General features: G+C 73.1%; 17 protein-coding genes. 11 read left to right on the top strand and 6 right to left on the bottom strand.

Features of this window, described 5'->3' with window-relative positions; translation table 11 throughout:
• The first annotated feature begins 28 nt into the window (after positions 1 to 28).
• The 4 genes from ACFVDM_RS18285 (at position 29) to ACFVDM_RS18270 (ending at position 7,124) form a co-directional block, all read left to right on the top strand.
• Positions 29 to 3,811 (top strand): ABC transporter ATP-binding protein, encoded by a 3,783-nt coding sequence (locus ACFVDM_RS18285; protein WP_383640341.1) that lies wholly within the window; start codon positions 29 to 31, stop codon positions 3,809 to 3,811.
• 130 nt (positions 3,812 to 3,941) lie between these two features.
• Positions 3,942 to 4,361, top strand: coding sequence for a hypothetical protein (locus ACFVDM_RS18280; protein ID WP_383640338.1), 420 nt, complete (start codon positions 3,942 to 3,944; stop codon positions 4,359 to 4,361).
• A gap of 99 nt (positions 4,362 to 4,460) precedes the next feature.
• Positions 4,461 to 5,936 (top strand): S28 family serine protease, encoded by a 1,476-nt coding sequence (locus tag ACFVDM_RS18275; RefSeq protein WP_383640335.1) that lies wholly within the window; start codon positions 4,461 to 4,463, stop codon positions 5,934 to 5,936.
• 171 nt (positions 5,937 to 6,107) lie between these two features.
• Entirely contained in the window at positions 6,108 to 7,124 is a 1,017-nt protein-coding gene (locus ACFVDM_RS18270) for an AraC family transcriptional regulator (RefSeq protein ID WP_383640332.1), read from the top strand.
• A 278-nt stretch (positions 7,125 to 7,402) separates the two neighbouring features.
• Here the strand turns inward: ACFVDM_RS18270 and ACFVDM_RS18265 are convergent, their stop codons facing one another.
• Positions 7,403 to 9,253 (bottom strand): glycoside hydrolase family 3 protein, encoded by a 1,851-nt coding sequence (locus ACFVDM_RS18265; RefSeq protein WP_383640329.1) that lies wholly within the window; start codon positions 9,251 to 9,253, stop codon positions 7,403 to 7,405.
• 276 nt (positions 9,254 to 9,529) lie between these two features.
• On the opposite strand from ACFVDM_RS18265, the gene ACFVDM_RS18260 reads away from it, so the two are divergent.
• The gene (locus ACFVDM_RS18260; protein ID WP_383640326.1) at positions 9,530 to 11,935 is read left to right on the top strand and encodes a hypothetical protein; all 2,406 of its coding nucleotides are present in this window, start codon (positions 9,530 to 9,532) and stop codon (positions 11,933 to 11,935) included.
• A 17-nt stretch (positions 11,936 to 11,952) separates the two neighbouring features.
• The gene (locus ACFVDM_RS18255; RefSeq protein ID WP_383640324.1) at positions 11,953 to 13,026 is read left to right on the top strand and encodes a hypothetical protein; all 1,074 of its coding nucleotides are present in this window, start codon (positions 11,953 to 11,955) and stop codon (positions 13,024 to 13,026) included.
• A gap of 6 nt (positions 13,027 to 13,032) precedes the next feature.
• Here the strand turns inward: ACFVDM_RS18255 and ACFVDM_RS18250 are convergent, their stop codons facing one another.
• A complete protein-coding gene (locus ACFVDM_RS18250) occupies positions 13,033 to 13,965 on the bottom strand; it encodes a LysR family transcriptional regulator (RefSeq protein ID WP_383640321.1) in 933 nt (310 codons plus the stop codon).
• Between the two features lie 122 nt (positions 13,966 to 14,087).
• Here ACFVDM_RS18250 and ACFVDM_RS18245 point away from each other — a divergent pair, with 122 nt between their 5' ends.
• Entirely contained in the window at positions 14,088 to 14,987 is a 900-nt protein-coding gene (locus ACFVDM_RS18245; protein WP_383640318.1) for an EamA family transporter, read from the top strand.
• A 6-nt stretch (positions 14,988 to 14,993) separates the two neighbouring features.
• Here the strand turns inward: ACFVDM_RS18245 and ACFVDM_RS18240 are convergent, their stop codons facing one another.
• Both ACFVDM_RS18240 and ACFVDM_RS18235 read right to left on the bottom strand, forming a co-directional pair.
• Positions 14,994 to 15,782: a sugar phosphate isomerase/epimerase family protein gene (locus tag ACFVDM_RS18240; RefSeq protein WP_383640315.1), complete on the bottom strand. Its 789-nt coding sequence runs from the start codon at positions 15,780 to 15,782 to the stop codon at positions 14,994 to 14,996.
• A gap of 82 nt (positions 15,783 to 15,864) precedes the next feature.
• Positions 15,865 to 17,037 carry a LacI family DNA-binding transcriptional regulator gene (locus ACFVDM_RS18235; RefSeq protein ID WP_383640312.1) on the bottom strand — a complete coding sequence of 391 codons (1,173 nt, stop codon included), beginning with the start codon at positions 17,035 to 17,037 and terminating at the stop codon, positions 15,865 to 15,867.
• A gap of 133 nt (positions 17,038 to 17,170) precedes the next feature.
• Here ACFVDM_RS18235 and ACFVDM_RS18230 point away from each other — a divergent pair, with 133 nt between their 5' ends.
• The 3 genes from ACFVDM_RS18230 to ACFVDM_RS18220 are packed head-to-tail and all read left to right on the top strand — an operon-like array spanning position 17,171 to position 20,329.
• Positions 17,171 to 18,322, top strand: a complete 1,152-nt coding sequence (locus ACFVDM_RS18230) for a Gfo/Idh/MocA family protein (RefSeq protein ID WP_383640309.1) — start codon at positions 17,171 to 17,173, stop codon at positions 18,320 to 18,322.
• A 37-nt stretch (positions 18,323 to 18,359) separates the two neighbouring features.
• Positions 18,360 to 19,505, top strand: coding sequence for a dihydrodipicolinate synthase family protein (locus ACFVDM_RS18225; protein ID WP_383640306.1), 1,146 nt, complete (start codon positions 18,360 to 18,362; stop codon positions 19,503 to 19,505).
• The gene (locus ACFVDM_RS18220) at positions 19,502 to 20,329 is read left to right on the top strand and encodes a sugar phosphate isomerase/epimerase family protein (protein WP_383640304.1); all 828 of its coding nucleotides are present in this window, start codon (positions 19,502 to 19,504) and stop codon (positions 20,327 to 20,329) included. The genes ACFVDM_RS18225 and ACFVDM_RS18220 overlap by 4 nt, the downstream gene beginning before the upstream one ends.
• 51 nt (positions 20,330 to 20,380) lie before the next feature.
• Here the strand turns inward: ACFVDM_RS18220 and ACFVDM_RS18215 are convergent, their stop codons facing one another.
• On the bottom strand, positions 20,381 to 21,187 hold the full coding sequence (locus tag ACFVDM_RS18215; RefSeq protein WP_383640301.1) for a hypothetical protein: 807 nt from the start codon (positions 21,185 to 21,187) through the stop codon (positions 20,381 to 20,383).
• A 63-nt stretch (positions 21,188 to 21,250) separates the two neighbouring features.
• Entirely contained in the window at positions 21,251 to 21,808 is a 558-nt protein-coding gene (locus ACFVDM_RS18210) for a hypothetical protein (protein ID WP_383640298.1), read from the bottom strand.
• A 320-nt stretch (positions 21,809 to 22,128) separates the two neighbouring features.
• On the opposite strand from ACFVDM_RS18210, the gene ACFVDM_RS18205 reads away from it, so the two are divergent.
• Positions 22,129 to 24,051, top strand: a complete 1,923-nt coding sequence (locus ACFVDM_RS18205) for a serine/threonine-protein kinase (RefSeq protein ID WP_383640295.1) — start codon at positions 22,129 to 22,131, stop codon at positions 24,049 to 24,051.
• The last annotated feature ends 76 nt before the right edge of the window (positions 24,052 to 24,127 follow it).

The raw sequence follows: 24,127 nt of genomic DNA, 5'->3' as shown, positions 1-24,127 counted from the left end.
GTAGAGCAGGACGATCGGGAGGCACCGGGTGTCGGACGCAGGAGCGCAGGGGAGCGGGCCGCAGCCGCGCGGCTGGGCGCGGAGGCTGAGCGGTTACGCGTGGCGCTACCGGCGCAACGTGCTGCTGGCGCTCGGCTCCTCGCTCGCCGGAATGGCCGTGATGGCCCTCGTCCCGCTCGTCACCAAGGTGATCATCGACGACGTGGTCGTCGGCCACACCCGGTCCCTGGCGGTCTGGACCGGACTGCTGCTCGTCGCCGCCGTCCTCGTCTACGCCTCCACCTACATCCGCCGCTACTACGGCGGCCGGCTCGCCCTGGACGTCCAGCACGACCTGCGGACCGAGATGTACGGGACGATCACCCGGCTCGACGGCCGCCGCCAGGACGAACTCTCCACCGGCCAGGTCGTCGGCCGCGCCACCAGCGACCTCCAGCTGATCCAGAGCCTCCTCTTCATGCTCCCGATGACCATCGGGAACGTCCTGCTCTTCCTGATCTCCCTGGTCGTCATGGCCTGGCTGTCGCCGCCGCTGACCCTGATCGCGGTCGCCGTCGCCCCCGCCCTCTGGTACATCGCCCGCCGCTCCCGCTCCCGGCTCTTCCCCGCCACCTGGTACGCCCAGTCGCAGGCCGCCGCCGTCGCCGGGGTCGTCGACGGGGCCGTCTCCGGCGTCCGCGTCGTCAAGGGCTTCGGCCAGGAGGAGCAGGAGACCGGCAAGCTCCGCGCGGTGAGCCGCCGCCTCTTCGCCGGCCGGCTGCGCACCATCCGGCTGAACTCCCGCTACACCCCCGCCCTCCAGGCCGTCCCCGCCCTCGGCCAGGTCGCGATGCTGGCCCTCGGCGGCTGGCTCGCCACCCGGGGCGAGATCACCCTCGGCACCTTCGTCGCCTTCTCCACGTACCTCGCCCAGCTCGTCGGCCCGGTCCGGATGCTCGCCATGGTCCTCACCGTCGGCCAGCAGGCCCGTGCCGGCGTGGAACGCGTCCTGGAGCTGATCGACACCGAACCGGCGATCGAGGACGGCACCGGGGCACTGCCGGCCGGCGTCCCCGTCGGCGTCGAGTTCGACGACGTGCGCTTCGGCTACGGCCCGCAGGACGGCGAGGACCCCGGCCGCGCGGACGGCGGGGCCCCCGCCCGCCCGGTCCTCGACGGCTTCTCGCTGACCATCGAACCCGGCGAGACCGTCGCCCTCGTCGGCGCGTCCGGCAGCGGCAAGTCCACCGTCTCGCTGCTCGTGCCCCGCTTCTACGACGTCTCGCGCGGCGCGGTCCGGGTCGGCGGCCACGACGTCCGCGATCTGACCTGGGACTCGCTGCGGGCCGCCATCGGACTCGTACCGGAGGACAGCTTCCTGTTCTCCGACACCATCCGCGCCAACATCGCCTACGGGCAGCCCGACGCCACCGACGAGCAGATCCGCGCCGCCGCCCGCTCCGCCCAGGCCGACCGCTTCATCGCGGAGCTGCCCGACGGCTACGACACCGTCGTCGGCGAACACGGGCTCACCCTCTCCGGCGGCCAGCGCCAGCGCGTCGCCCTCGCCCGCGCCATCCTCACCGACCCCCGGCTGCTCCTCCTCGACGACGCCACCTCCGCCGTCGACGCCCGCGTCGAGCACGAGATCCACGACGCCCTGCGGCAGGTCATGGCCGGCCGCACCACCCTGCTGATCGCCCACCGCCGCTCCACCCTCGGCCTCGCCGACCGCATCGCCGTCCTGGAGGACGGCCGGCTCGCCGACATCGGCACCCACGAGGAGCTGGAACGGCGCTCCCCGCTCTACCGCCGGCTGCTCACCGACCCCGACGAACTGGGCGGCACCTCGCCCGGACACCGCCCGGTGGCCGGTGCCGAGGAGCGGGCCGAGGACCGGGCGCTCCAGGAGGAGATCGACGCCCAGTTCGACGCCGAGCGCGGCATCACGCCCGCGCTGTGGGTCCGCAAGGAGGAGGAGCGGGAGACGGGCGCGGCCGGAATGCCCGCCACGCCCGAGCTGCTCGCCCAGGTCGAGGCCCTGCCCCCGGCGACCGACACCCCCGCCGTCGACGAGGCCCGCGCGGTGCGCACCGAGGACTCCTACGGGCTGCGCCGGCTGCTGCACGGTTTCGGGCTGCCGCTGCTGGTGAGCCTGCTCCTGGTGGCCACCGACGCCGGGGCCGGGCTGCTGCTGCCGGTGCTGATCCGCAACGGCATCGACGAGGGCGTCACCCAGCTGGCGCTCGGCGCGGTCTGGTCCGCCTCCGCCTTCGCCCTGGTCGTCGTCCTCGTGCAGTGGGCGGCCCAGATCGGCGAGACCCGGATGACCGGCCGCACCGGCGAGCGGGTGCTGTACGCGCTGCGGCTGAAGATCTTCGCCCAGCTCCAGCGGCTCGGCCTGGACTACTACGAGCGCGAGCTGACCGGCCGCATCATGACCCGGATGACCACGGACGTGGACGCGCTGTCCACGTTCCTCCAGACCGGTCTGGTCACGGCGTTCGTCTCCGTGGTCACCTTCCTCGGCATCATGGTCGCGCTGCTGGTCCTCGACGTGGAACTGGCCCTGGTCGTCTTCGCCACCCTGCCCGTCCTCGTCATCGGCACGGTCCTGTTCCGCCGCCGCAGCGTCAAGGCGTACGAACTGGCCCGGGAGCGCATCGGCGCGGTCAACGCCGACCTCCAGGAGTCCGTCTCCGGGCTCCGGATCGTCCAGGCCTTCCGCCGCGAGCGGGACGGCGCCGAGCGCTTCGCCGACCGCAGCGACCACTACCGCGAGGCCCGGGTGCGCGGCCAGTGGCTGATCTCGGTCTACTTCCCGTTCGTCCAGCTGCTGTCGTCCGCGGCCGCCGCCGCCGTGCTGATCGTCGGTGCGGGCCGGGTCGACGACGGCACGCTCACCGCCGGTGCCCTGGTCGCCTATCTGCTCTACATCGACCTGTTCTTCGCCCCGGTCCAGCAGCTCTCCCAGGTCTTCGACGGCTACCAGCAGGCCACCGTCTCGCTCGGCCGGATCCAGGAGCTGCTGCGCGAGCCGGCCTCCACCACCGACCGTGCCGGTGCCCGGGACGTGCCGTCGCTGCGCGGCGAGATCGCGTTCGAGGACGTGTCCTTCGCGTACGGGGGCGAGGAGCCCGCCCTGACCGGCGTGGACCTGCGCATCCCGGCCGGGCAGACGGTCGCCTTCGTCGGCGAGACCGGCGCGGGGAAGTCGACCCTGGTCAAGCTCGTTGCCCGGTTCTACGACCCGACCGACGGCCGGATCACGGCCGACGGCACCGATCTGCGCGACCTGGGTCTGACCGCCTACCGGCACCGCCTCGGCGTCGTCCCCCAGGAGGCGTACCTCTTCCCGGGCACGGTCCGGGACGCCATCGCCTACGGGCGGCCGGAGGCCACCGACGCCGAGGTGGAGGCGGCGGCCCGCGCGGTCGGCGCGCACGACATGATCGCCACGCTGGAGGGCGGCTACCTCCACGAGGTCGCCGAGCGCGGCCGCAATCTGTCGGCCGGCCAGCGCCAGCTGGTCGCCCTGGCCCGCGCCGAGCTGGTCGACCCTGACATCCTGCTGCTCGACGAGGCGACCGCCTCCCTCGACCTGGCCAGCGAGGCCCTGGTCAACCAGGCGACCGACCGGCTCGCCGGCCGCCGCACCACCCTCGTCGTCGCCCACCGCCTCACCACCGCCGCCCGCGCCGACCGGGTCGTCGTGATGGACCACGGCCGCGTCGTCGAGGACGGGACGCACGACGAACTGCTCGCCCGGGACGGGCGCTACGCCGTGCTGTGGCGCACCTTCATCGGGGAGGACGAGCCGGCGGGCGTCTGACCGGCGCCCGCACGCCCCGGGCGGCCCGGTGCAACCTCCGGACGGGTGGCGCGCGTCGTAGGCACAGGGACGTGTGTGCGCTCAGGTGTCGGGCAGGAGCGCTGGTGTTCGACGGAGCGATGGGGCTGCTGTGATCAGAAGGACCGTGCGGAACGGCCGGGGCGTACGCGGGAGAGGTGGCCCGAGCCGGCTGCTGGCCGTGGCCCTGACGGCCGCCCTGGGGCTCGTCGTCGGCGGGGTGGAGGCGAGCGGGGCCGCCGCCGCATCGGTCTGCGCCGGGCGGCCCGCCAAGACGGTCCGCTTCGCGACGGGGGAACTGCGCGTCTACCGGACCCGCGCCTACGCCTGTGCCACGGCGGTCGCCGCCAAGCCCGGGGCGCGCCGGGCGATGGCCGTGCGCATACAGCCGCGCGGCGGGCTCCCGGTCACCGACAGCGGCTCGTTCACCCGGCAGGCCGGGCCGGTGACCGTGCACGCGCTGAACCGGTGCGTGCGGGTCTCGGGCACGATCGCGGGAAAGTCCGGCAGTACGCCGTGGATTCTCTGCTGACCGGGTGACCTGCCCGCATGCCCCCGCCGCAGGGTCTGGTGGTACCGCTGCCGCCCCGCTAGGTTCACGTCGAACTGATGTGAATCATGGGGAGGGTGCATGCGTAAGGCGTTCAGAGGGATCCTGTCGCTCGCGGTGCTGATCGGCACGGTCGGCGCGACAGGTGCCTCGGCCGGGGCGGCCACCGCCGCCGAACCGGCCGTGAACGGATCCGCCGTCACGGACAGCGGAACCAGCACGGACATCAAGGACCGCATCCTGGCGATCCCGGGAATGAGCCTCATCGAGGAGAAGCCCTACGCCGGATACCGCTACTTCGTCCTCAACTACACCCAGCCGGTCGACCACCGGAACCCCTCCAAGGGGACGTTCCAGCAGCGGATCACCCTGCTGCACAAGGACACCTCCCGGCCGACCGTCTTCTACACCAGCGGCTACAACGTCTCCACCAACCCCAGCCGCTCCGAGCCGACCCGCATCGTCGACGGCAACCAGGTCTCCCTGGAGTATCGGTTCTTCACCCCGTCGCGCCCCGCCCCGGCCGACTGGTCCAAGCTCGACATCTGGCAGGCCGCCAGCGACCAGCACCGCGTCTTCACCGCGCTGAAGCGCATCTACTCCAAGAACTGGCTGGCCACCGGCGGTTCGAAGGGCGGCATGACCGCCACCTACTTCGAGCGCTTCTACCCCAAGGACATGGACGGCGTCGTCGCGTACGTCGCGCCCAACGACGTGGTCAACAAGGAGGACTCGGCCTACGACCGGTTCTTCGCCACCGTCGGCACCAAGGAGTGCCGCGACCGGCTCCAGGGCGTCCAGCGCGAGGCCCTGGTCCGCCGCGAGCCGCTCGAGGAGAAGTACGCCCAGTACGCCGCCGCCAACGGCTACACCTTCACCACCGTCGGCACCCTCGACAAGGCCTACGAGGCCGTCGTCATGGACTACGTCTGGGCCTACTGGCAGTACAGCCTGCTCTCGGACTGCGACACGATCCCGGCCGACGCGAAGAACGCCACCGACCAGGAGATCTGGGACTCGGTCGACGGCATCTCCGGCTTCTCCGCCTACGCCGACCAGGGGCTCGCCAACTACACCCCGTACTACTACCAGGCGGGCACCCAGCTCGGCTCGCCCGACATCAAGCAGCCCTGGCTCGGCACGCTCAGCCGCTACGGCTACCAGCCGCCGCGCAACTTCGTGCCCCGCTCCATCCCGATGAAGTTCCAGCCCTCGGCGATGCGGGACGTCGACACCTGGGTCCGCAACCACGCCGAGAACATGCTGTACGTCTACGGCGAGAACGACCCGTGGGGCGCCGAGCGCTTCCGGCCCGGCCACCGGGCCCGTGACAGCTACGTCTTCACCGTCCCCGGCGGCAACCACGGCTCGAACGTCGCCGGGCTGCCCGCGGCGCAGAACGCCACGGCCACCGCGGCCATCCTGCGCTGGGCCGGTGTCGCCCCGGCCGCCGTCCAGGCGGACCCGGCGAACGCCAAGCCGCTCGCGAAGTTCGACGCGCGGCTCGACAAGAAGGACCTGACGACCGATCACCGGCTCGGCGTCCGGCGCCCGTAGCGCACCGACACGCCGGCGGACGCTCCTCGCGTCCGCCGGCGTTCGCGTGAACGACCCCGTGAACAAGCCACCGTGGCCAGGATCGATCATAGGGAGGTGACATCGCAGAACGGGAAGCCCGCACGTGCCGGGGGCGTTGACAGGACAGGCACGGCGGAGGGCGGGGGCACCATGTTCCGGACCGCGGACATGCGGGCCGCGCGGGGACTGGAGACGTGGAGACGTCTGATCGGGGAGTCCCGCGCCTGTGACGTGAGCGCGGAACGCGCCGACACGTTCCGGGCCAGCGTGCGCAGCCTGAGGATGGGCAGGGTGACGCTGCTGCGCTCGTCCTTCTCCGGGGTGCGGATCGCCAACGGACCGGCCCTGGCCCGCCCGGAGGACCCGGGCATGTACCACCTGACGCTGGTCCTCAAGGGCGGCCTGGCCCTGACCCGCGGATCGGAGCCGACCCAGACCTTCCGGCCGGGCGATCTCCATGTACTCGACGACTCCGTCTCCGTGGAACTCGGGACGTACGACTCCCGGAACGTTCCCGCGCACGAACGGTCCGTCGAGGCCATCGGCCTGGACCTGCCGATGTCGCTGCTGCCCTGGTCGCCCGAGCAGTTGGCCCCGGTGCAGGGGCGCGGCTTCTCCGCCGATGACGGTGTCGGCGCGATCCTCGGGGAGTTCCTGCTGTCGGTGGACCGCCGCGCCGCCTCGCTGGGACCGGCGGAGGCCGCCCGGCTGAGCACGGCCGCGGTCGGCCTGGTCGCGGCCTGGCTGGCCCCGAGGGTGGAGGCGGCGGCCGAACCCCCGCAGGAGGCGCGGCTGCGGCAGCTGATGGAGAGCATCCGGGCGTTCATCGAGCGCCATCTCCACGACCCCGGGCTGACCCCGGCCGTGGTCGCCGAGGCGCACCACATCTCCCTCAGCTACCTCCACCGCGTCTTCGGCCGGCAGTCGAACGGCGCGACCGTCGCCGCCTGGATCCGCGCCCAGCGGCTGGAGCGGGCCCGCCTCGACCTGGAGGACCCGGCCCTGCGCTCCCTGCCCGTGCACGCCGTCGCGGCCCGCTGGGGCATCCCGCGCCCCTCCGATTTCAGCCGTGCGTTCCGCGCGGCCCACGGCGTCTCGCCCCAGGAGCACCGGATGCGCCGGCTGAACGGCACGGACGCCCCGCAGGACCGCTCCGGAGCCGCCTGACCGGCGCGTATGCGCAATGCGTCGTCGGGTTCTGAGCGATGCGTCCACCGGATCGCGGCCACCGGCCGGAAGCCGGCTCCCCGTTGTTAGGTTGCGGTGGTCCCCCTCGGGGAGGGACGGGGACCACCGGGGGAAACGGGGGAGCCGGGGGGAGGTCCGGACGTGCCGACGGGGGACGGCGCGACCGGGAACCGGGCGGGCGGTCGCACACGCGGCCGCCCGCCCGGTCGTTCCCCGGTTCCGTACGGGGCGAGCCCGAGCCCGCCCCGTAGGACGCCCTAGTACGAGAGCCCGTACCCGACCGGGTACAGCACCTTCGACGGGTCGTCGGCCCGCTGCACCGGCACCGGGAGCTTCCCCTGCGGTCTCGCCTGCCCGGAGATCACCCGGGCCGCCGCGCGCAGTTCGACATCGGTCCAGGAGTACGCCGCGAGGTTCGCCGCGTATCCCGTCCCGTCCAGCTGGGCGATGTCGTACGGGTTGCGGATGGCGATCGTGATGACGGGGACCCCGGTCGCGGCCAGTTCGCGCACCAGGGTGCGCTGCGAACTGCTCGCCGTGACGTTGTACGTCCCCACCACGACCGCGTCCTTGCCCGCCGCCGCGGCCACCGCCGCGTCGATGGACGCCCGGGTCGGCGCGGTGCCGGTGGACAGCGCCGTGGCCGTGTGGCCCAGCTCGTTGAACGCCTCGGCCAGCGTGGTCGTCGGCGGGCCCGTCGTTCCCGAGGGGGAGGCCGGGTCGGCGCCCACGACGAGCAGGTTCTTGTGCGAGCGCCGCGACAGGGGCAGCACCGCGCCCGGGTTGGCCAGCAGGGTGGTGGTGCGCTCGGCGATCCGGTCGGCGGCGGCGAGGTGCGCCGGGGTGCCGACGGTGCGGTCCACGCCCCGGGCGCTGACGTACGGGTCGTCGAACAGCCCCAGCTTCGCCTTCAGCCGCAGAATGCGCAGGATCGATTCGTCGAGCCGGGCCTCGCTGACCTCACCGCTCTTGACGGCCGCCAGCAGCGCGTTCCAGGACACGTCCAGGTTCGGCGGGTTGAGCAGCTGGTCGACACCCGCCTGGAGCGCGAGCACCGGCACCCGGTCGTCCCCGTACTTGGTCCGCACGCCCTCCATGCCGAGCGAGTCGGTGACCACGACGCCGTCGTAGCCCAGCTCCTCGCGCAGGATGCCGGTGAGGATCGGCTTCGACAGCGTCGCCGGGTCCTCGGCCGGGTCGAGCGCGGGCACGACGATGTGCGCGGTCATGATCGAGTCGATGCCGGCGGCGATGGCCGCCCGGAACGGCGGTGCGTCCAGCTCGGCCCACTGCTCCCGGGTGTGCCCGATCACCGGCAGGCCGGTGTGGCTGTCGGTGCTGGTGTCCCCGTGGCCGGGGAAGTGCTTGGCCGTGGAGGCGATCTTGGCGCTCTGGTACCCCTTCACCTGTGCGGCGACCATCCCCGCCACGGACTGCGGGTCGGAGCCGAAGGACCGGACGCCGATCACCGGGTTGGCCGGGTTGACGTTGACGTCCGCGTCCGGGGCGTAGTTCTGGCGGATGCCGATGGCGGCCAGCTCCGCGCCCGCGATCTGGCCCGCCCTGCGGGCGTCGGACCGCGATCCGCCCGCGCCCAGCGCCATCGCGCCCGGCATCAGCGTGGCCGGCTCGCCGACCCGGCAGACGATGCCGTGCTCCTGGTCGGTGGAGATGAGCAGCGGCAGCCGGCTGGGACCGGAGAGCCCGGCCCGCTGGATGCCGTTGGAGAGTTCGGCGATCTGCTGCGGGTCGCGGGTGTTGTGCGCCCAGGCGAAGTAGATGATTCCGCCCACGTGGTACTTGGCGATCATCTCCGCCGCGTCGCGCACCCCGATCTCCGCGAGGTTGGCGTCGATGTCCGCCTGGTCCGGGTCCGTGGCGGAGTGCCCGTAGACCCGCATGACGAAGAGCTGGCCGACCTTCTCCTCCAGGCTCATCCGGGAGATGAGCCGCTTCAGCCGCCGGGTGGTGGCGGCGGAGGTGTGGCTGGTGGGCGCGGACTTCTGGGCGGCGAGGGCGCCGGGGGCGGTCGCCATGCCCGCGGCCGCCGCGACGGCGGTGGCCGCGGTGGCGGTGAGAAGGGTCCGTCGGGAGGTGCGGTCGTGCACGTGAGCTCCTTCGGCCGTACTCGGTGACGAGGGGGTGGTGAAAGAAACTGCCAAGGAGCACGGATATCCAGAAAATAACTTCCGGTCAAGAGTGCGAGCCGTTTCCGCGCGTCCCCGGCCTCGGCGGGTGCGAGGTGCGTGGGTATCTGTGTGAACTCGACCACATGTGACCGCAGTTGGGTCCTGGGGCCTATGTGGGGCCCAAGGCATTCGCATTAGCGTACGAATATGACTGGTGTGGGTGGGGGAACTGACGGGGCGCCGGTTACGGGGCGCGTGCCGTTGCCGAGGCCGTTGCTGTGGGTGCAGGGGCTGCAGTGGGTCCAGGCGGGGCTGGCCCTGGTCTATGTGGTGTCCGTGCTGTCGATGGTCACCTACGTCAACGGCGAACTGCTCGGAGTGCTGGTCTACGACTCCCTGCCGGCCGTGGCGGGAGTGGTGCTGGCGCGGCGGGTGAGGTGCGGGGGCGTATGGGTGGCCCGGGGGCTCGTGGCCGTCCAGTGCTGGCTGCTGTGGCTGTCGTTCGTCTCGCTGCTGCATCTGGACTTCCGCGGGTTCACCCAGACCGCGCTTCCGATCGCGGTGCTGGTGCTGCTGCGCACGCCGGAGTCCCGTGCGTGGTTCGCCTCGCCCGTCGACCGGCGTGAGCGGCCGAGGGGCTTCCGTATCGAGCGGATGATCCTGTGGCGCCGGGACACGGGCCAGACGGCGACGGAGTACGTGGGCCTGATCCTGGTGGTCGCGGCCGTCGTCACGGCGCTGGTGGCCACGGGCGTCGGCGGCGAGATCGCGGGGAAGTTCGGCACCCAGGTGTGCCGGATCGTCGGGGGCGGCGACTGCGGCGGCGGTGGCGGCGGCGCGGACACGGAAGCGGGCGATCCGGCGAAGTCCGGGGACGTGGGCGGTGGTTCGGGCGGCACGGGGGACTCCGGGGGCGACGGCTCCGGGGATCCCGGCGACATCGTGGTAGTGAGCGGGGACGGCGATACGCACCCGGTGGCGCCCGGCCCCCTTCGGCGTGAGGTCGACAACGACGACTTCAAGGAGGACCCCGACGAGCCGCTGATCCCCGACGAGCGCAACGACCGCAGCTGGTGGGACCACACCCGCGGCTTCTTCGTCGCCCCGTTCACCGGACTCGTGAACGACACGTACGCGCTGGTCACCAACCCCAAGAAGGTGGTCACCGACAGCTGGAACGGGCTGAAGGACTACACCACCGACTGGTGGAAGAAGAAGGGCGGCAGCGTCTCCGAGAAGTGGAAGAAGGGGGACAAGCTCGGAGCCGTCTGGGACGGTGCCAAGAAGGGCCTGCACTTCGGGTGGGACCTGGGCACGGACATGTTCGTCGACAAGGAGAACTGGAAGAAGGGCAACTACGGGGCGTCCATCGGGAACACGCTGCTCGGCGTCGTCGGCATCCTCTCGCCCAAGACCTTCAAGAAGTTCACCAAGCTCGGCAAGATCAAGAAGCCGAAGTTCCCGGACACCCCCGCGGGACGCGCGGCCGAAGCGGCCGGCAAGGCCGACGAGGCGGCGAAGCGCGGCGATCTCGGCGAGGCCCAGAAGCATGCCGACGAGGCGCGGAAGCACGCGGACGAGGCCGCCGAGAAGGCGCGCGAGAGCCAGAAGGAGGCGTGCAAGAACATCGCGATGGCGCCGGGACGCGTCGTGGTCGCCCGGACCGCGGGCGCGGTGGCCGGCCCCGGCACCCGGGGCGGGCACGCCGCACCGGCCGTGCTCCGCACGGGCGGAACCGGACCGGCCGTCTTCACGAACGCCAGTCAGTGCGGACCGGACGACGACGCGGTCCAGGCGGCCCGGGAGGCCCGGCAGCAGGCCCTCGACGCGCAGGAGGCGGTGCTGCGCGAGGCGATGAAGCAGGCGAAGGGGGAGGGCGTCCGCCTCCAGGACGACGAGCTGAAGCGGCTCCTGGACCGGGCCAAGGACGATCCGGACCCGGCGAAGAAGGAGATCGGCAAGGATGCGGCGGCGGACGCGCTGAAGGACGTCACGGATCTGCTGCGGCAGAAGAACGTCGACGGGCTGAGCCGCCAGAAGCTCGGCGCCAAGGTCCTCAACGCCAAGAACGCCGACCAGCTGGCCGAGGCCCTGGCCGAGTCCAACACCGTGCGCCGGGTCGCCCGTGACGAGGCGGCCGACGGGACCCTCGTCCACTCCGCGGTCGGCGACAAGTTCAAACTGACGGACGTCCCCGACGGGAACGGCGGAACGTTCGACGTCGCGGGCATCGACGACGTCGACGTCGTCTACCGGGGGAAGGACGGCACGGTGAACGTCGTGGAGGTGAAGAACCGCGGCAACGCCACGACCTCCCCGTCCCTGCCCGCCCAGGTGGAACGGCTCGGGAAGTGGCAGAAGGCGAAGCCCGGCCGGAAGGCCCGTTACGAGGTCGAGAGCCTCGACGGCTGGTACAAGATCTTCGACGGGTTCAACAAGCCGTCCAACAAGAACAAGCCGCGGCCCCCGGGCACCCCGGCGACCGAGATGGCCAAGAACGACGTCGGGGCGCGCATCGCGGGTCAGGACCTGACTCCGGACCAGCTCAGGAGAATGGACGAGGCCTGGAACGCCAAGAGCGACAGCGAGAAGTACGAGGCACGCATGACCGGCAAGCTGAAGGACCCCAGGACCGCGATGGAATACCTGGGTGTCTCGTGACGGAGGACGGCGGAGCGATGGGTGAGCGGTCGGACCTGGACGCCCTGGCGGCGGGACTCGACGCGTACGGGCCCGCCCCGGCCGGCTGGACGGACGAGCTGTGGGACCTGTACGAGCGCGCGGAGGCCGCGGCGCGGGTGCCCCGGGTCCGGCCGGAGGGCTGGACGGACGAGCTGTGGGAGGGGTACCTCCGTGACGAGGTGCCCGAACCGCCCCCGCCGCTCACCGCGGAGCAGCGGGAGCTCTTCGACCGGGAGCGCGAACGCGAACGCGTGGCGTCCGCGCTCCAGCGGCTGCTGGAATCCCTGGGGGAGCGGCGGGAGGTGTCCGGGCTGAGCGACCCCGCGCGCGCCGCCGCGCTGGCCGAGCGCTGGGTGCGCGCGGGCCTGCCCGCCCACCCCGGGATGCGTTTCCTGGACGAGCTGGGCGTGCCGGAGGGCGAGGCGGCGCTGCTGCGCCTCGTCGCCGATGAATCGCTGGACCGCGAGGACCGGCAGGAGGCCCGCTCCCGGCTCCTCGCCCTGCGCCGGCCGCGCAACCGCGCACGGGGCCGGGAACCCCAGGAGGGCGAGACGCCGCTCCTGCCCCCGGCGGTGCGCGAACTCGCGGACGCCTGGGGGATGGACGGCCGCAGGCCGCCCCGGCACCCGGTGGACCGCGAGGACGTCGCGGCGGTCCGCGCCGCTCTGGAGGCGCTGCTGCCGGCGGAGCGACTGCCCGTGCCGGAGCCGCCGCCGGAGCTGCCGGACCAGGAGTACGACGACGAGGAGGCGGAGCCCCGTCCGGACTGGGTCGATGTGCGGATCCTGCTGCGGGATCTCATGCCGCACCCGCGCACCGTCACCCGGGAGCGCATGGCCGACGTGCGCCGGGAGGCCGAACGGCTGGGCCTGGCGGCCGGGGACGGCTTCGCCGAGGAATGGACGGTGCGCATCGGCGCGTGGATCGCCGGTGCGATGTTCGACTGGCTCGCGGAGGTGAAGCGGGAGCCGCACGACCTCGCCCCCTGGGCCGCGGACCTCGCGGAGCGGTACGTACTGCGCGGATACGCCGCCGAGGACGCCCGGCGCTTCCTGGACCGCTGTTCCTAGGCCGCCTCAGGCGCCAGGGGGTGCCCCGGCCGGTCGCAGGCCCACCCCGGAGCCCTGGTCCTGGAGCGCGGCGACCGCCGCCGTGATCGCCGGGCGGCGGGCCGCCTCGGTGCGCCACAGGGCGTAGAGGCGGCGCTGCGGCACGGGGTCCATGCGGACGGCCACGACGCCCTCGGGGAGGGGACCGCGTCCCAGCCGGGGGATCATGGCGACCCCGAGTCCGGCGGCCAGCAGGGCGAGCTGGGTGTGGTTCTCCTCGGCCTGGTGGCGGATGTCCGGCTCGTACCCGGCGGCCCGCAGCGTCCGTACGAGCCAGTCGTGGCAGACCGTGCCGGGGGGCTGGCAGATCCACCGCTCCCGCGCCAGCTCCTCGCGCCGCACCCCGTCCCGGCCCGCCAGCCGGTGACCGGCCGGGACGAGCAGATCGCACAGGTCGTCGCCGATCACCGCCTGCGCCACCCCGTCCGGCGCGGGCAGCGGCGCGATGTCCCAGTCGTGCGCCACGGCGAGGTCGACCACGCCCTTGGCCACCAGGTCCACCGAGAGATGCGGATCGACCTCGGTCAGCCGCACGTCCAGGTCCGGATGGGCCCGTGCCAGCTCCGCCAGCACCCCGGGCAGCAGCCCGCGCGCCGCCGAGGCGAACGCCCCGATCGACAGCCGCCCCGTCGGCACCCCCCGGCGCTCCTCCAGCGTGGTCTCGGCCTGCTCCACGATGGCCAGCAACCGCTGGGCGGTGGCGGCGAGGTGGACGGCCTCCTCGGTCAGCGCCACCCCCCGGCCGCGCCGCTCCAGCAGGGTCGTCCGGGTCTCCCGCTCCAGCTTGGTGATCTGCTGGGAGACGGCCGACGGGGTGTAGCCGAGGGCCGCGGCGGCCCCCGCGACCGAGCCGTGGACGGAGACGGCGTGCAGGGCGCGCAGCCGGGCGAGATCGAGCACCACAACCTCCAGGCCTCACGGGTCCGGGAACCACCGACCCATCGATTCATTAGCAGCTCTCAATTCCACCATGAAGGAATCCGCGCTGGTGCTACATGGTCGGGCCGGGCGATCCTCGGGGCATGCGTCCTCTCCACATCGCCCTGGCCGCGCTCGTGGCCGCCCTCTGGGGTGTCAACTTCGTCGTCATCGAGGTCGGCCTCGACCACTTCCCGCCGCTGCTCTTCTCCGCCCTGCGCTTCCTGGTCGCGGCCCTGCCCGCGGTCTTCTTCGTCGGCCGGCCCAAGGTGGCGTGGAAGTGGATCGTGGGCGTCGGACTGGCTCTCGGGGTGGCCAAGTTCGGGCTGCTGTTCATCGGCATGGACCGGGGGATGGGCGCCGGGCTCTCCTCGCTCGTGCTCCAGGGCCAGGCCGTCTTCACCGCCCTGTTCGCCGCCGTCGCGCTGGGCGAGCGCCCCGGCCGGGTGAAGCTCGCCGGGATGGCGGTGGCCGTGGCCGGGATCGGGGTGGCCGCCGTCGACGAGGGCGCGAGCGGCCCGGTGCTCGCCTTCGTTCTGGTGATCGCCGCCGCGGCCTGCTGGGGCGTGTCGAACGTACTGACCCGCAAGGCCGCTCCGCCCGACTCGCTGAACTTCATGGTCTGGGTCTCGACCGTGCCCGTCCTGCCACTGCTCGGCCTCTCGCTCCTCTTCGAGGGCTGGGGCCGCGACCGGGCGGCGCTGGCCGCGCTCGACTGGAGCGGCGTCGGCATCATCGTGTACGTCGCCTGGGTCGTCACCGTCTTCGGCTTCGGCGCCTGGGGCTTCCTGCTCAGCCGCTACCCGGCCTCCTCCGTCGCCCCGTTCACCCTCCTCGTCCCGGTCTTCGGCATGTCCTCCGCCGCCCTCCTCCTCGGTGAGCCGGTGAGCCCGCTGCGCTGGTGCGCGGCGGCCCTCCTGGTCGGCGGGGTGGCCCTCACCTCGCTTCCCGGGACACGGCGCAAGGCGGTGCCGGACCCGGCCGCCGAACCCATCCCTGTCTGAGGACGCCTACCGCCCGGGTGCCACCAGCCCCAGCAGATGGTCACGCCCCGCGCCCAGCAGCCCCGGCAGCTCCGCCGCCCCCGGGTGCCAGCGCTTCTCGTACTCCCAGCAGACCCAGCCGTCCGAGACCGGTGTGGCCAGACAGTCCGCCAGCGGCAGCACCCCCGCGCCGAGCGCCACCGGGGTGGTGTCCTCGGCCGAGGCGATGTCCTTGACCTGGACGTATCCCAGGTACGGGGCGAGCGCCGCATGGCTGGCCGCCGGGTCCTCACCCGCGAGCCAGGTGTGCATGACGTCCCAGAGCGCGCCGACGGCGTCATGGCCCACCGCCCCGGCCACCCGGGCCGCGTCGGCCCCCGCGCGGTGCGAGTCGTGGGTCTCCAGCAGCAGGCGCACCCCCAGCCCGGCCGCGTACGGCGCGGCGGCGGCGAGCCGGCGGACGGCGGTCGCGTCGGCGGTGGCCGGGTCCTGACCGCCGCCGCCCGGGAAGACCCGGACATGGGGCGCGCCGAGGTCGTGGGCCAGCCGGGCCAGGGCGGCGATCTCCTCCAGCACGGGGACGTCCTCGCCCTCGGCGGCGACCCGCGCGTATCCCGCCACCGTCAGGATCTCGACCCCGCCCCGGGTGAACTCGGCCACCGCGGCGGCCCGTTCGTCCGTCGTGCTCCCCGGGTGCACCGCCTCCTCGGGGTGGGCGCGCAGCTCCACTCCCTGGTAGCCGTGCCCGGCGGCGAGCCGGACGACGTCGGCGATGGGCAGCCCCGGCACCCCGAGGGTGGAGAAGGCGAGCTTCACGTGCGTGTTCCTTCCGTCGGTCCGGGCGGCAGCCCAAGGGCAGTTGCGACGGCGCCTGGTCGTGTACGACCCCGTCCCCGTCTCACCGCCGGGGCGCCGCCGTCGACCCCCGGACCATCAGTTCGGCCGCGATCGTCGCGATGCCGCCCGGCGGCGGGGCCTCCTTGCCCGTGGCCAGGCGGCCCGCCCGCGCGCCCGCCTCGACGAGCGGGAGACGCACGGTGGTCAGGGCGGGGACCGCGTCCACGGAGAACGGCAGATCATCGAAGCCGGCCACGGAGACGTCCTCCGGGATGCGCAGCCCCTGGTCGCGGACGGCCGCCGCCGCGCCGAGCGCCACGGTGTCGTTGGCGGCGACGACGGCGGTGATCTCCGGTTCGCGGCGCAGGAGTTCGACGGTGGCCTCGTAGCCGGAGCGCCGGTCGTACGAGCCGTGCACGGTCAGCCGGTCCTCGTCCGGGCCCGCCGGACGCCCGTCCCCGGCCGAACCGTCCCCGTACCGCCGCACCGCAGGCCCGTCCCCCGCCGAGCCGTCGCCGCCCGGACCGGTGGCCGCCGAGCCGTCGCCGTACAGCCCGGCCGCCGCCAGGGCCTCGCGGTGGCCCTCCAGGCGGTGGCGGGTGGTGGTGCGCTCGGCCGGGCCCGCGACATAGCCGATCGTGCGGTGGCCCAGGGAGAGCAGGTGCTCGGTGAGGCGACGGCCGCCGCCCCGGTTGTCGAAGGCCAGCGCGGCCAGCACCGAGGAGTTGTCGGGCAGCGGCGGACGCCCGCACAGGACGACCCGGGTCCCCGCGTCCGCGAGCTTCGCCAGTTTCGCGGAGACGGCGGCCTGGTGGGCCGGGTCCTCGATCGCGCCGCCGGTGAGGACGACGGCGGCGGCGCGCTGGCGCTGGAGCAGGGTCAGATAGGTGAGCTCGCGCTCCGGGGTGCCGCCGGTGTTGCAGACGATGGCCAGCTTCTCGCCGCCCGCCCGCCCCGAACCGTCGCCCGGACCGCCGATCTCCGTCTGGGCCGCGCCCGCCATGATCCCGAAGAACGGGTCGGCGATGTCGTTGACCAGGATCCCGATCAGATCCGAGGTGGACGCGGCCAGCGAGCTCGCGGGCCCGTTGAGCACGTAGTCCAGATCGTCCACCGCCCGCAGCACCCGCTCCCTGGTGGACGCGGCCACCGGGTAGTTGCCGTTCAGCACGCGGGAGACGGTGGCGGGGGACACCCGGGCGCGGGCCGCCACGTCCGCCAGGGTGACTGTCATCGCATTCCTCCGAGGAGTGGTGAGGGGGCGGGGCCGGACCGATCAGCGCGCCCCCTCTTGTCCGGGCCGCTGTCGGCAGGCTAGCGTCATACCGCATAGAAAGCGCTTGCTACGGCTGTATGGAGGAACTTTCGTGACACGCAGGACAGTGCGCATCGCCATGAACGGCGTCACGGGGCGCATGGGTTACCGGCAGCACCTGCTGCGCTCGGTCCTCGCGATCCGCGAGCAGGGGGGCCTCGATCTCGGCGACGGCAACGTGCTGTGGCCCGAGCCGGTCCTCGTCGGCCGCCGCGCCCACGCGCTGGAGGAACTGGCCGCGAAGCACGGGCTGACCGAGTGGTCGACCGATCTGGACGCGGTCCTCGCGGACGACACCGTCGACCTCTACTTCGACGCCCAGGTGACCTCCGCCCGGGTCGAGGCGATCAAGAAGGCCATCGCGGCCGGCAAGCACATCTACACCGAGAAGCCCACCGCCACGGACGTCGAGGGCGCCCTGGAGCTGGCCCGTCTCGCCCGGGACGCCGGCGTCAAGCACGGCGTCGTCCAGGACAAGATCTTCCTGCCGGGCCTGCTGAAGCTGAAGCGGCTGATCGACGGCGGCTTCTTCGGCGAGATCCTGTCCGTGCGCGGCGAGTTCGGCTACTGGGTCTTCGAGGGCGACTGGCAGGAGGCCCAGCGCCCCTCGTGGAACTACCGCGCGGAGGACGGCGGCGGCATCGTCGTCGACATGTTCCCGCACTGGGAGTACGTGCTCCACGAGCTGTTCGGCCGGGTCACCACCGTGCAGGCGCACGTCCGGACCCACATCCCCGAGCGCCGCGACGAGCACGGCAAGCCCTACGCGGCGACGGCCGACGACGCCGCGTACGGCATCTTCGAGCTGGAGGGCGGCGCGGTCGCCCAGATCAACTCCTCCTGGGCGGTGCGGGTCAACCGCGACGAGCTGGTCGAGTTCCAGGTCGACGGCACCCACGGCTCCGCCGTCGCGGGCCTGCGCAACTGCCGCGTCCAGCACCGCTCGGCGACCCCCAAGCCGGTGTGGAACCCGGACCTCCCCGTCACCGAGTCCTTCCGCGACCAGTGGCAGGAGGTCCCCGACAACGCGGTGTTCGACAACGGCTTCAAGGCCCAGTGGGAGCTGTTCCTGCGCCACGTCGTGCTCGACGAGCCCTACACCTGGGACCTGATGGCGGGCGCCCGGGGCGTGCAGCTCGCGGAGCTGGGCCTGAAGTCCCACGCGGAGGGCCGCCGCCTGGACGTCCCCGAGCTGTCGCTGTGACCGGCCGCCTTCCGCTCGGACCCCTGGAGCTCTCGCCGTGACCATCCATCTCCCGCAGGGCCCGTACGAGCCCCGCACCACCCCGCTCGACCTGGCCCCCGGCGGGGCACCGCTCGCCTCCCGTACGGTCTTCTCCGCCGCCCATGTCGTCGCCGACCCGTATGCCGACCGCAGCCCCGACTCCCCGGCCGCCGTCGACTGGGACGCCACCCTGGCCTTCCGCCGCCACCTCTGGTCGCACGGCCTGGGCGTCGCCGAGGCCATGGACACCGCGCAGCGCGGCATGGGCCTGGACTGGGCCGGTGCCGCCGAGCTGATCAGCCGCTCGGCCGCCGAGGCCAGGGCCGTCGGCGGCCGGATCGCCTGCGGCGTCGGCACCGACCAGCTCCCGGCCGGACCGGCCACGCTCGCGGAGGTCCGCGCCGCGTACGAGGAGCAGCTGGCCCATGTCGAGGAGAGCGGGGCCCAGGCCATCCTGATGGCCTCCCGCGCGCTCGCCGCCGCCGCGCGGGGCCCGCAGGACTATCTGGAGACGTACGCGCACCTGCTGCGCCAGGCCTCCGAACCGGTCGTCCTGCACTGGCTCGGCCCGATGTTCGACCCCGCGCTGGAGGGGTACTGGGGCTCCGCCGACCTGGACGCGGCCACCGACACCTTCCTCCAGGTCATCGCCGAGCACCCCGACAAGGTGGACGGCATCAAGATGTCGCTGCTGGACGCGGAGCGCGAGATCGACGTCCGCCGCCGGCTGCCCTCCGGGGTCCGCTGCTACACGGGCGACGACTTCAACTACCCCGAGCTGATCGCGGGCGACGACCGGGGCTTCAGCCACGCCCTGCTCGGCATCTTCGACCCGCTGGGCCCGCTGGCCGCGCACGCGGTGCGGGTCCTGGACACCGGGGACACCAAGGCGTTCCGTGAACTCCTGGACCCCACGGTCGAGTTGTCGCGCCATCTGTTCCAGGCGCCGACCCGCTACTACAAGACCGGCGTGGTGTTCCTGGCCTGGCTGGCCGGCCACCAGGACCACTTCACGATGGTCGGCGGCCTCCAGTCGGCCCGCTCGCTGCCGCATCTGGCGAAGGCGTACGAACTCGCCGACCGGCTGGGCCTGTTCCCCGATCCGGAGCTGGCCGAGTCCCGGATGCGCGCCCTCCTCACGGTGAACGGGGGCGTCCGATGAGCGACGGCCGTCTCTCGATCAACCAGGAGACCATCAAGCAGTGGTCGCTGCCGGAACTGGCCGAGGGCTGCGCGAAGGCGGGCATCGACAAGGTGGGCCTGTGGCGGGCCCCGGTCCAGGAGTACGGCGTCGAGCGCACCGCCGCCCTCCTCGCCGACCACGGCCTGTCCGTCACCAGCCTGTGCCGGGGCGGCTTCCTCACCGCCGCCGACCCGGCCGCGCGCACCGCCGCCCTGGACGACAACCGCGCCGCGATCGACGAGGCGGCGGGCGTGGGCACGGACACCCTGGTTTTGGTCTCCGGCGGCCTGCCGGAGGGGAGCAAGGACCTGTACGCGGCCCGCGAGCGCATCGCGGACGCCCTGGCCGAACTGGCTCCGTACGCGGCCGAGCGCGGGGTGCGCCTGGCCATCGAGCCGCTGCACCCGATGTTCGCCTCGGACCGCTGCGTGGTCTCGACGCTCTCCCAGGCCCTGGACCTCGCCGAGCGCTTCCCGGCCGAGCGGGTGGGCGTGGTCGTGGACACGTACCACCTCTGGTGGGACGACCGGGCCCCCGCCCAGATCGCGCGGGCCGGCGCGGGCGGCCGCATCCACTCCTTCCAACTCGCGGACTGGATCACCCCGCTCCCGGCGGGCGTCCTGCTCGGGCGCGGCCAACTGGGCGACGGCAGCGTGGACTTCCGGTTCTTCCGCCGGGCGGTGGAGGCGGCGGGCTTCGACGGGCCGATCGAGGTGGAGATCTTCAACGAGGACCTGTGGGCGCGTGACGGCGCGGAGGTCCTGGCGGAGGTGGCCGCCCGGTACGCCGAGCACGCCTGCTGACGGCGGTTCCCCCGGGGCCCGGCTGTGCGGTCCGGGTCCCGGGGGAGGGGACTACTGGGGCGGCGCCTCGATCGTGACCGGCTGCCCGAGGTCGTAGAAGTGCTGGACGTAGGTGTCGGACTGCCCGGCCGTCTCCGAGGTGTTCTGGACGCCGACCGGGGTGCCGTCGTCCTCCAGCCACACGATGTACTCGACCACTTCGGAGCCCTGGTGGTCGAAGTGCAGCGCGTTGGTGACGCGCCACGCCTGGACGTCCTTGCCGTTCTCCAGGGAGATCAGGGCCTTCTCGGTGTCGACCTTCCAGGTGGCGAAGGAGCCGAGGATCTCCGCGATGCCGGCGGGATCGGAGACGGTCCGGTACTTCTTGCCGAGTTCGGCGTCCACCGCCTCCTTGGAGTCGCTCTTCTCCCAGGCCCCGTCGGACTTGATCCATTCCTCGCCGTCGAGCGAGACGTACGCGTTGGTGCCGGTCTTCCCGTCCGCCCCGTCGACCTCCCCCGCCAGCGCCGTACCGGACCCGATCCGGAACCGCGTGGTGCCGGACCGGTTGCCGACGAGCAGCGACTCCGTCCCCGTGCCGTAGGCCGCGAACGCCGCGCTCACGCAGGCCGCCAGCTCCTTGCCGCCGAGCTTCGCGTCCGATGCCAGCCCGAGGCTCTTGCACGCGTCCGGCTGGACGTAGGGGGCGGGTGCGCTGGTCTGCGGTGCGGGAGAGGAGGCGGGGGCGGAGCCGGGCGACGAGGACGCCGGCTCCGCCGCGTTCGCTTCGGCGTCGTCGTCGGACGAGCATCCGGCGAGGAGAACCGCGGAGATCGCGATGATCGCGAAGGTGGTCATGAAATGCTTCGGTCTACCCATGCGGCGGATGGTAACGGGGAGTTGGTCCCGTCGAGCCGCGGGGGACGCCGGAGCCCGGCGGGGCTACATGCCGGCGACGGTGCCGCAGGTGATGCTGCCGTCGACGGTGATCTCCTCGCCCTTCATGTCGGTCGGTCCCAGCTTCAGTCCGGCCACGGTGACCTCCCAGGTGTCGCCCTTCTTCTCGCCGGTGACGCCGGGCGCGGAGGTGGCCAGATAGGTCTTGCCGTCCTGTGTGACCAGCGTGCTCATCGCCTTGCCCTCGCTCAGCACGGCGGTGAAGGACGGCTTCGCCGGGTCGGCGCTCCCGGAGTTGTCCGGCGCGTTGATCGCGGTCAGCTTCCCGGCCAGCACCGCGCAGGTCACCTCCGCGATGGACGCCTCGCCGCTGGCGCCCCCGCTGTACGTGAGACGCGCGGAGCCCTTGCCCGACCCCGACTCACCGGAGTCCTTCGCGTCCTCCTTGCCGGCACCGGGCGACGCGCTCTCCACACCCATGCCCGCGCTGTCGGACGCGGCGTCCGGGCCGACGCCCCCGTCGTCCGACGAGCAGCCGGTCAGGGCGAACGCGGCTCCGGCGAGCGCGAGGAGGGGAACGGTGAGGACACGGGAGCGGAACACACTCAGCACCTTTCGGGCGGCTTCACGGAACGCACACCGTACAGGCGCGCGATGACCGGAGGACAACGCTCCGGGCCCGGCACCCGAGCGGGCGCCCCGCGCGCCGACCACCCCGTGCGGAACGGGCACTCCGGCCGCCCCGCGTACGTGTAACAGCCCGGCATCAGCCGGGTGGAGACTTCCCGAAGTGGTTCCACCCGGTAACCCCTGTGCACCAGACTGATCGACTGTTGCATCAAGTCGTCCTGAGACCGGTCACGTTCGGACGGCAACCGCTCTTCGGGGGTTCGGAGGGCCGGACTCACGGGGAGTGCTCGACCATGACCAGCGTGCACGACGGCGACCACGGCGACAACGGGGACGCCGAGGACGCACCGGGCGGCATCAAGCCGCTGACGTCCGCCGATCCGGTCCGCATCGGCCCCTATCTGCTGCTGGGCCGGCTCGGCGCGGGCGGGATGGGCCGGGTCTACCTCGCACGCTCCGAGGGCGGGCGCACGGTGGCGGTGAAGGTCGTCCACGCGGAGCACGTGGCCGATCCGCAGTTCCGCGCCCGTTTCCGGCGCGAGGTCGAGGCGGCCCGCCGGGTCGGCGCCCGCTTCACCGCCCCCGTCCTGGACGCCGCGCCCGACGAGGAGTTCCCCTGGGTGGCCACCGGGTACGTCCCCGGCCTCTCCCTCGAACAGATCGTCCGGGGCCACGGCCCGCTCCCGGCCGCCACGGTCCTCGCCCTCGCGGACGGGCTGCTGCGCGCCCTGGGCGACATCCACGCGGCGGGCATCGTGCACCGCGACCTGAAGCCGTCGAACGTGATGGTCACGGTCGACGGCCCCAAGGTCATCGACTTCGGGATCGCCCGCGCCGTCGAGACGGCCGTCGAGTCCCTGACCAGTACGGGCATGGTGATCGGCACCCCCGGCTTCATGGCGCCGGAGCAGATCCGGGGCCAGGAGGCGGTCCCGGCCAGCGACGTCTTCACCCTCGGCTGCGTCCTCACGTACGCGGCCACCGGACGCCTCCCGTTCGCCAACGGGGTCAGCAACCAGCACGCCGTGATGTACCAGATCGTCGAGGCCGACCCCGACCTCGACGGCATCGACGACCCGGCCCTCCGTACGCTCATCACCCGCCTCCTCACGAAGTCCGCCGCCGCCCGCCCCACGGTGGACGCCCTGCTGGCCGGACTGGAACCCGCCTCGGGCACGCCCTCCTGGCTCCCCGCCGAGGTGGTCGGCCACCTCGCCCGCCAGTCCGCCCGCCTCCTCGACGCCGAGGCCGCGCCCGTACGCGAGGAGGGCGACCGGGGCACGCTTCCCCTGGGCCGCCCGGCCCCGACGGCCGCCCCGGCCCCGACCGCCGCGCCGGCCGCCGTCCCGGAGCCGGTCCCGGCCGCGCCCGCCGCCGCCTCGACGCATCCGGACACCCCGAAGCCGGCCGCCGAGAAGCGCCGCCGCCGCCGCTGGTTCGTCGCCGTGCCGGTCGTCGTCGTCCTGGGCGGGGGCGGCGGCACGATGATCGCCCTCCAGCCCTTCAGCCACGACGCCGACGCCGATGCCCGTAAGGCCCCGCCCTCCGCCACGGCGAGCGTCACGCCCGGCACCCCGTCCTCGGCCCCGCCGGCCACCGGCACCGCCTCCCCGAAGGGCGACAAGAGCCCCCAGGCCGACGCGACCGAGGCCGGCGCCGAGGACGGCAAGGACGGCCGCGACGGCAAGGACGGCGACGCCGCCGCCACGGCCACCGGCGGCACCACCTCCGGCGGTACGACGTCCGGGGGCACGACGTCCGGCGGAGGAGGAGGCACCTCCGGCTCGACCACCACCAGCGGCGGCACCACGGGGTCCGGCACCACCACGACCACCGGCGGCTCCGGCAGCGGCTCCGGCTCCACGGGCGGCGGCTCCGGGGGCGGCAGCGGCAGCACCGTCCCCGCGTCCTTCGTCGGCACCTGGAAGTACGGCGAGACCTACAACATCAACCAGCCCGCCACCGTCGTCATCTCCTCCAACGGCACGGTCCGCCTCTCGGAGATCTCCTTCACCGACTGCGTCTACGTCGGTCGCGTCGTCTCCCGGGCCAACGGCGGCAGCCGGATCAACGTCAGCTCCACCGACCTCGTGAGCGGCACCCCCGGCCCCTGCTCGCCCAACCTCGAAGCGTCCTACTTCACCCTCAACGGCAGCGGCATCCAGCACAACGTAGGCGCCGCCGCCGGAGACGGGTACTTCTACAAGCGGGGCTGAAGCGGTGTACGTGTAACAGCCCCGCATCAGCCGTGCGGAGACCTCCCGAAGTGGTTCCACCCGGCGGCCGATGTAC

The sequence above is a fragment of the Streptomyces sp. NPDC057682 genome (assembly GCF_042799575.1).
In the GTDB taxonomy this organism is placed as follows: domain Bacteria; phylum Actinomycetota; class Actinomycetes; order Streptomycetales; family Streptomycetaceae; genus Streptomyces.
This window is presented reverse-complemented; position numbering and strand designations above follow the sequence as displayed.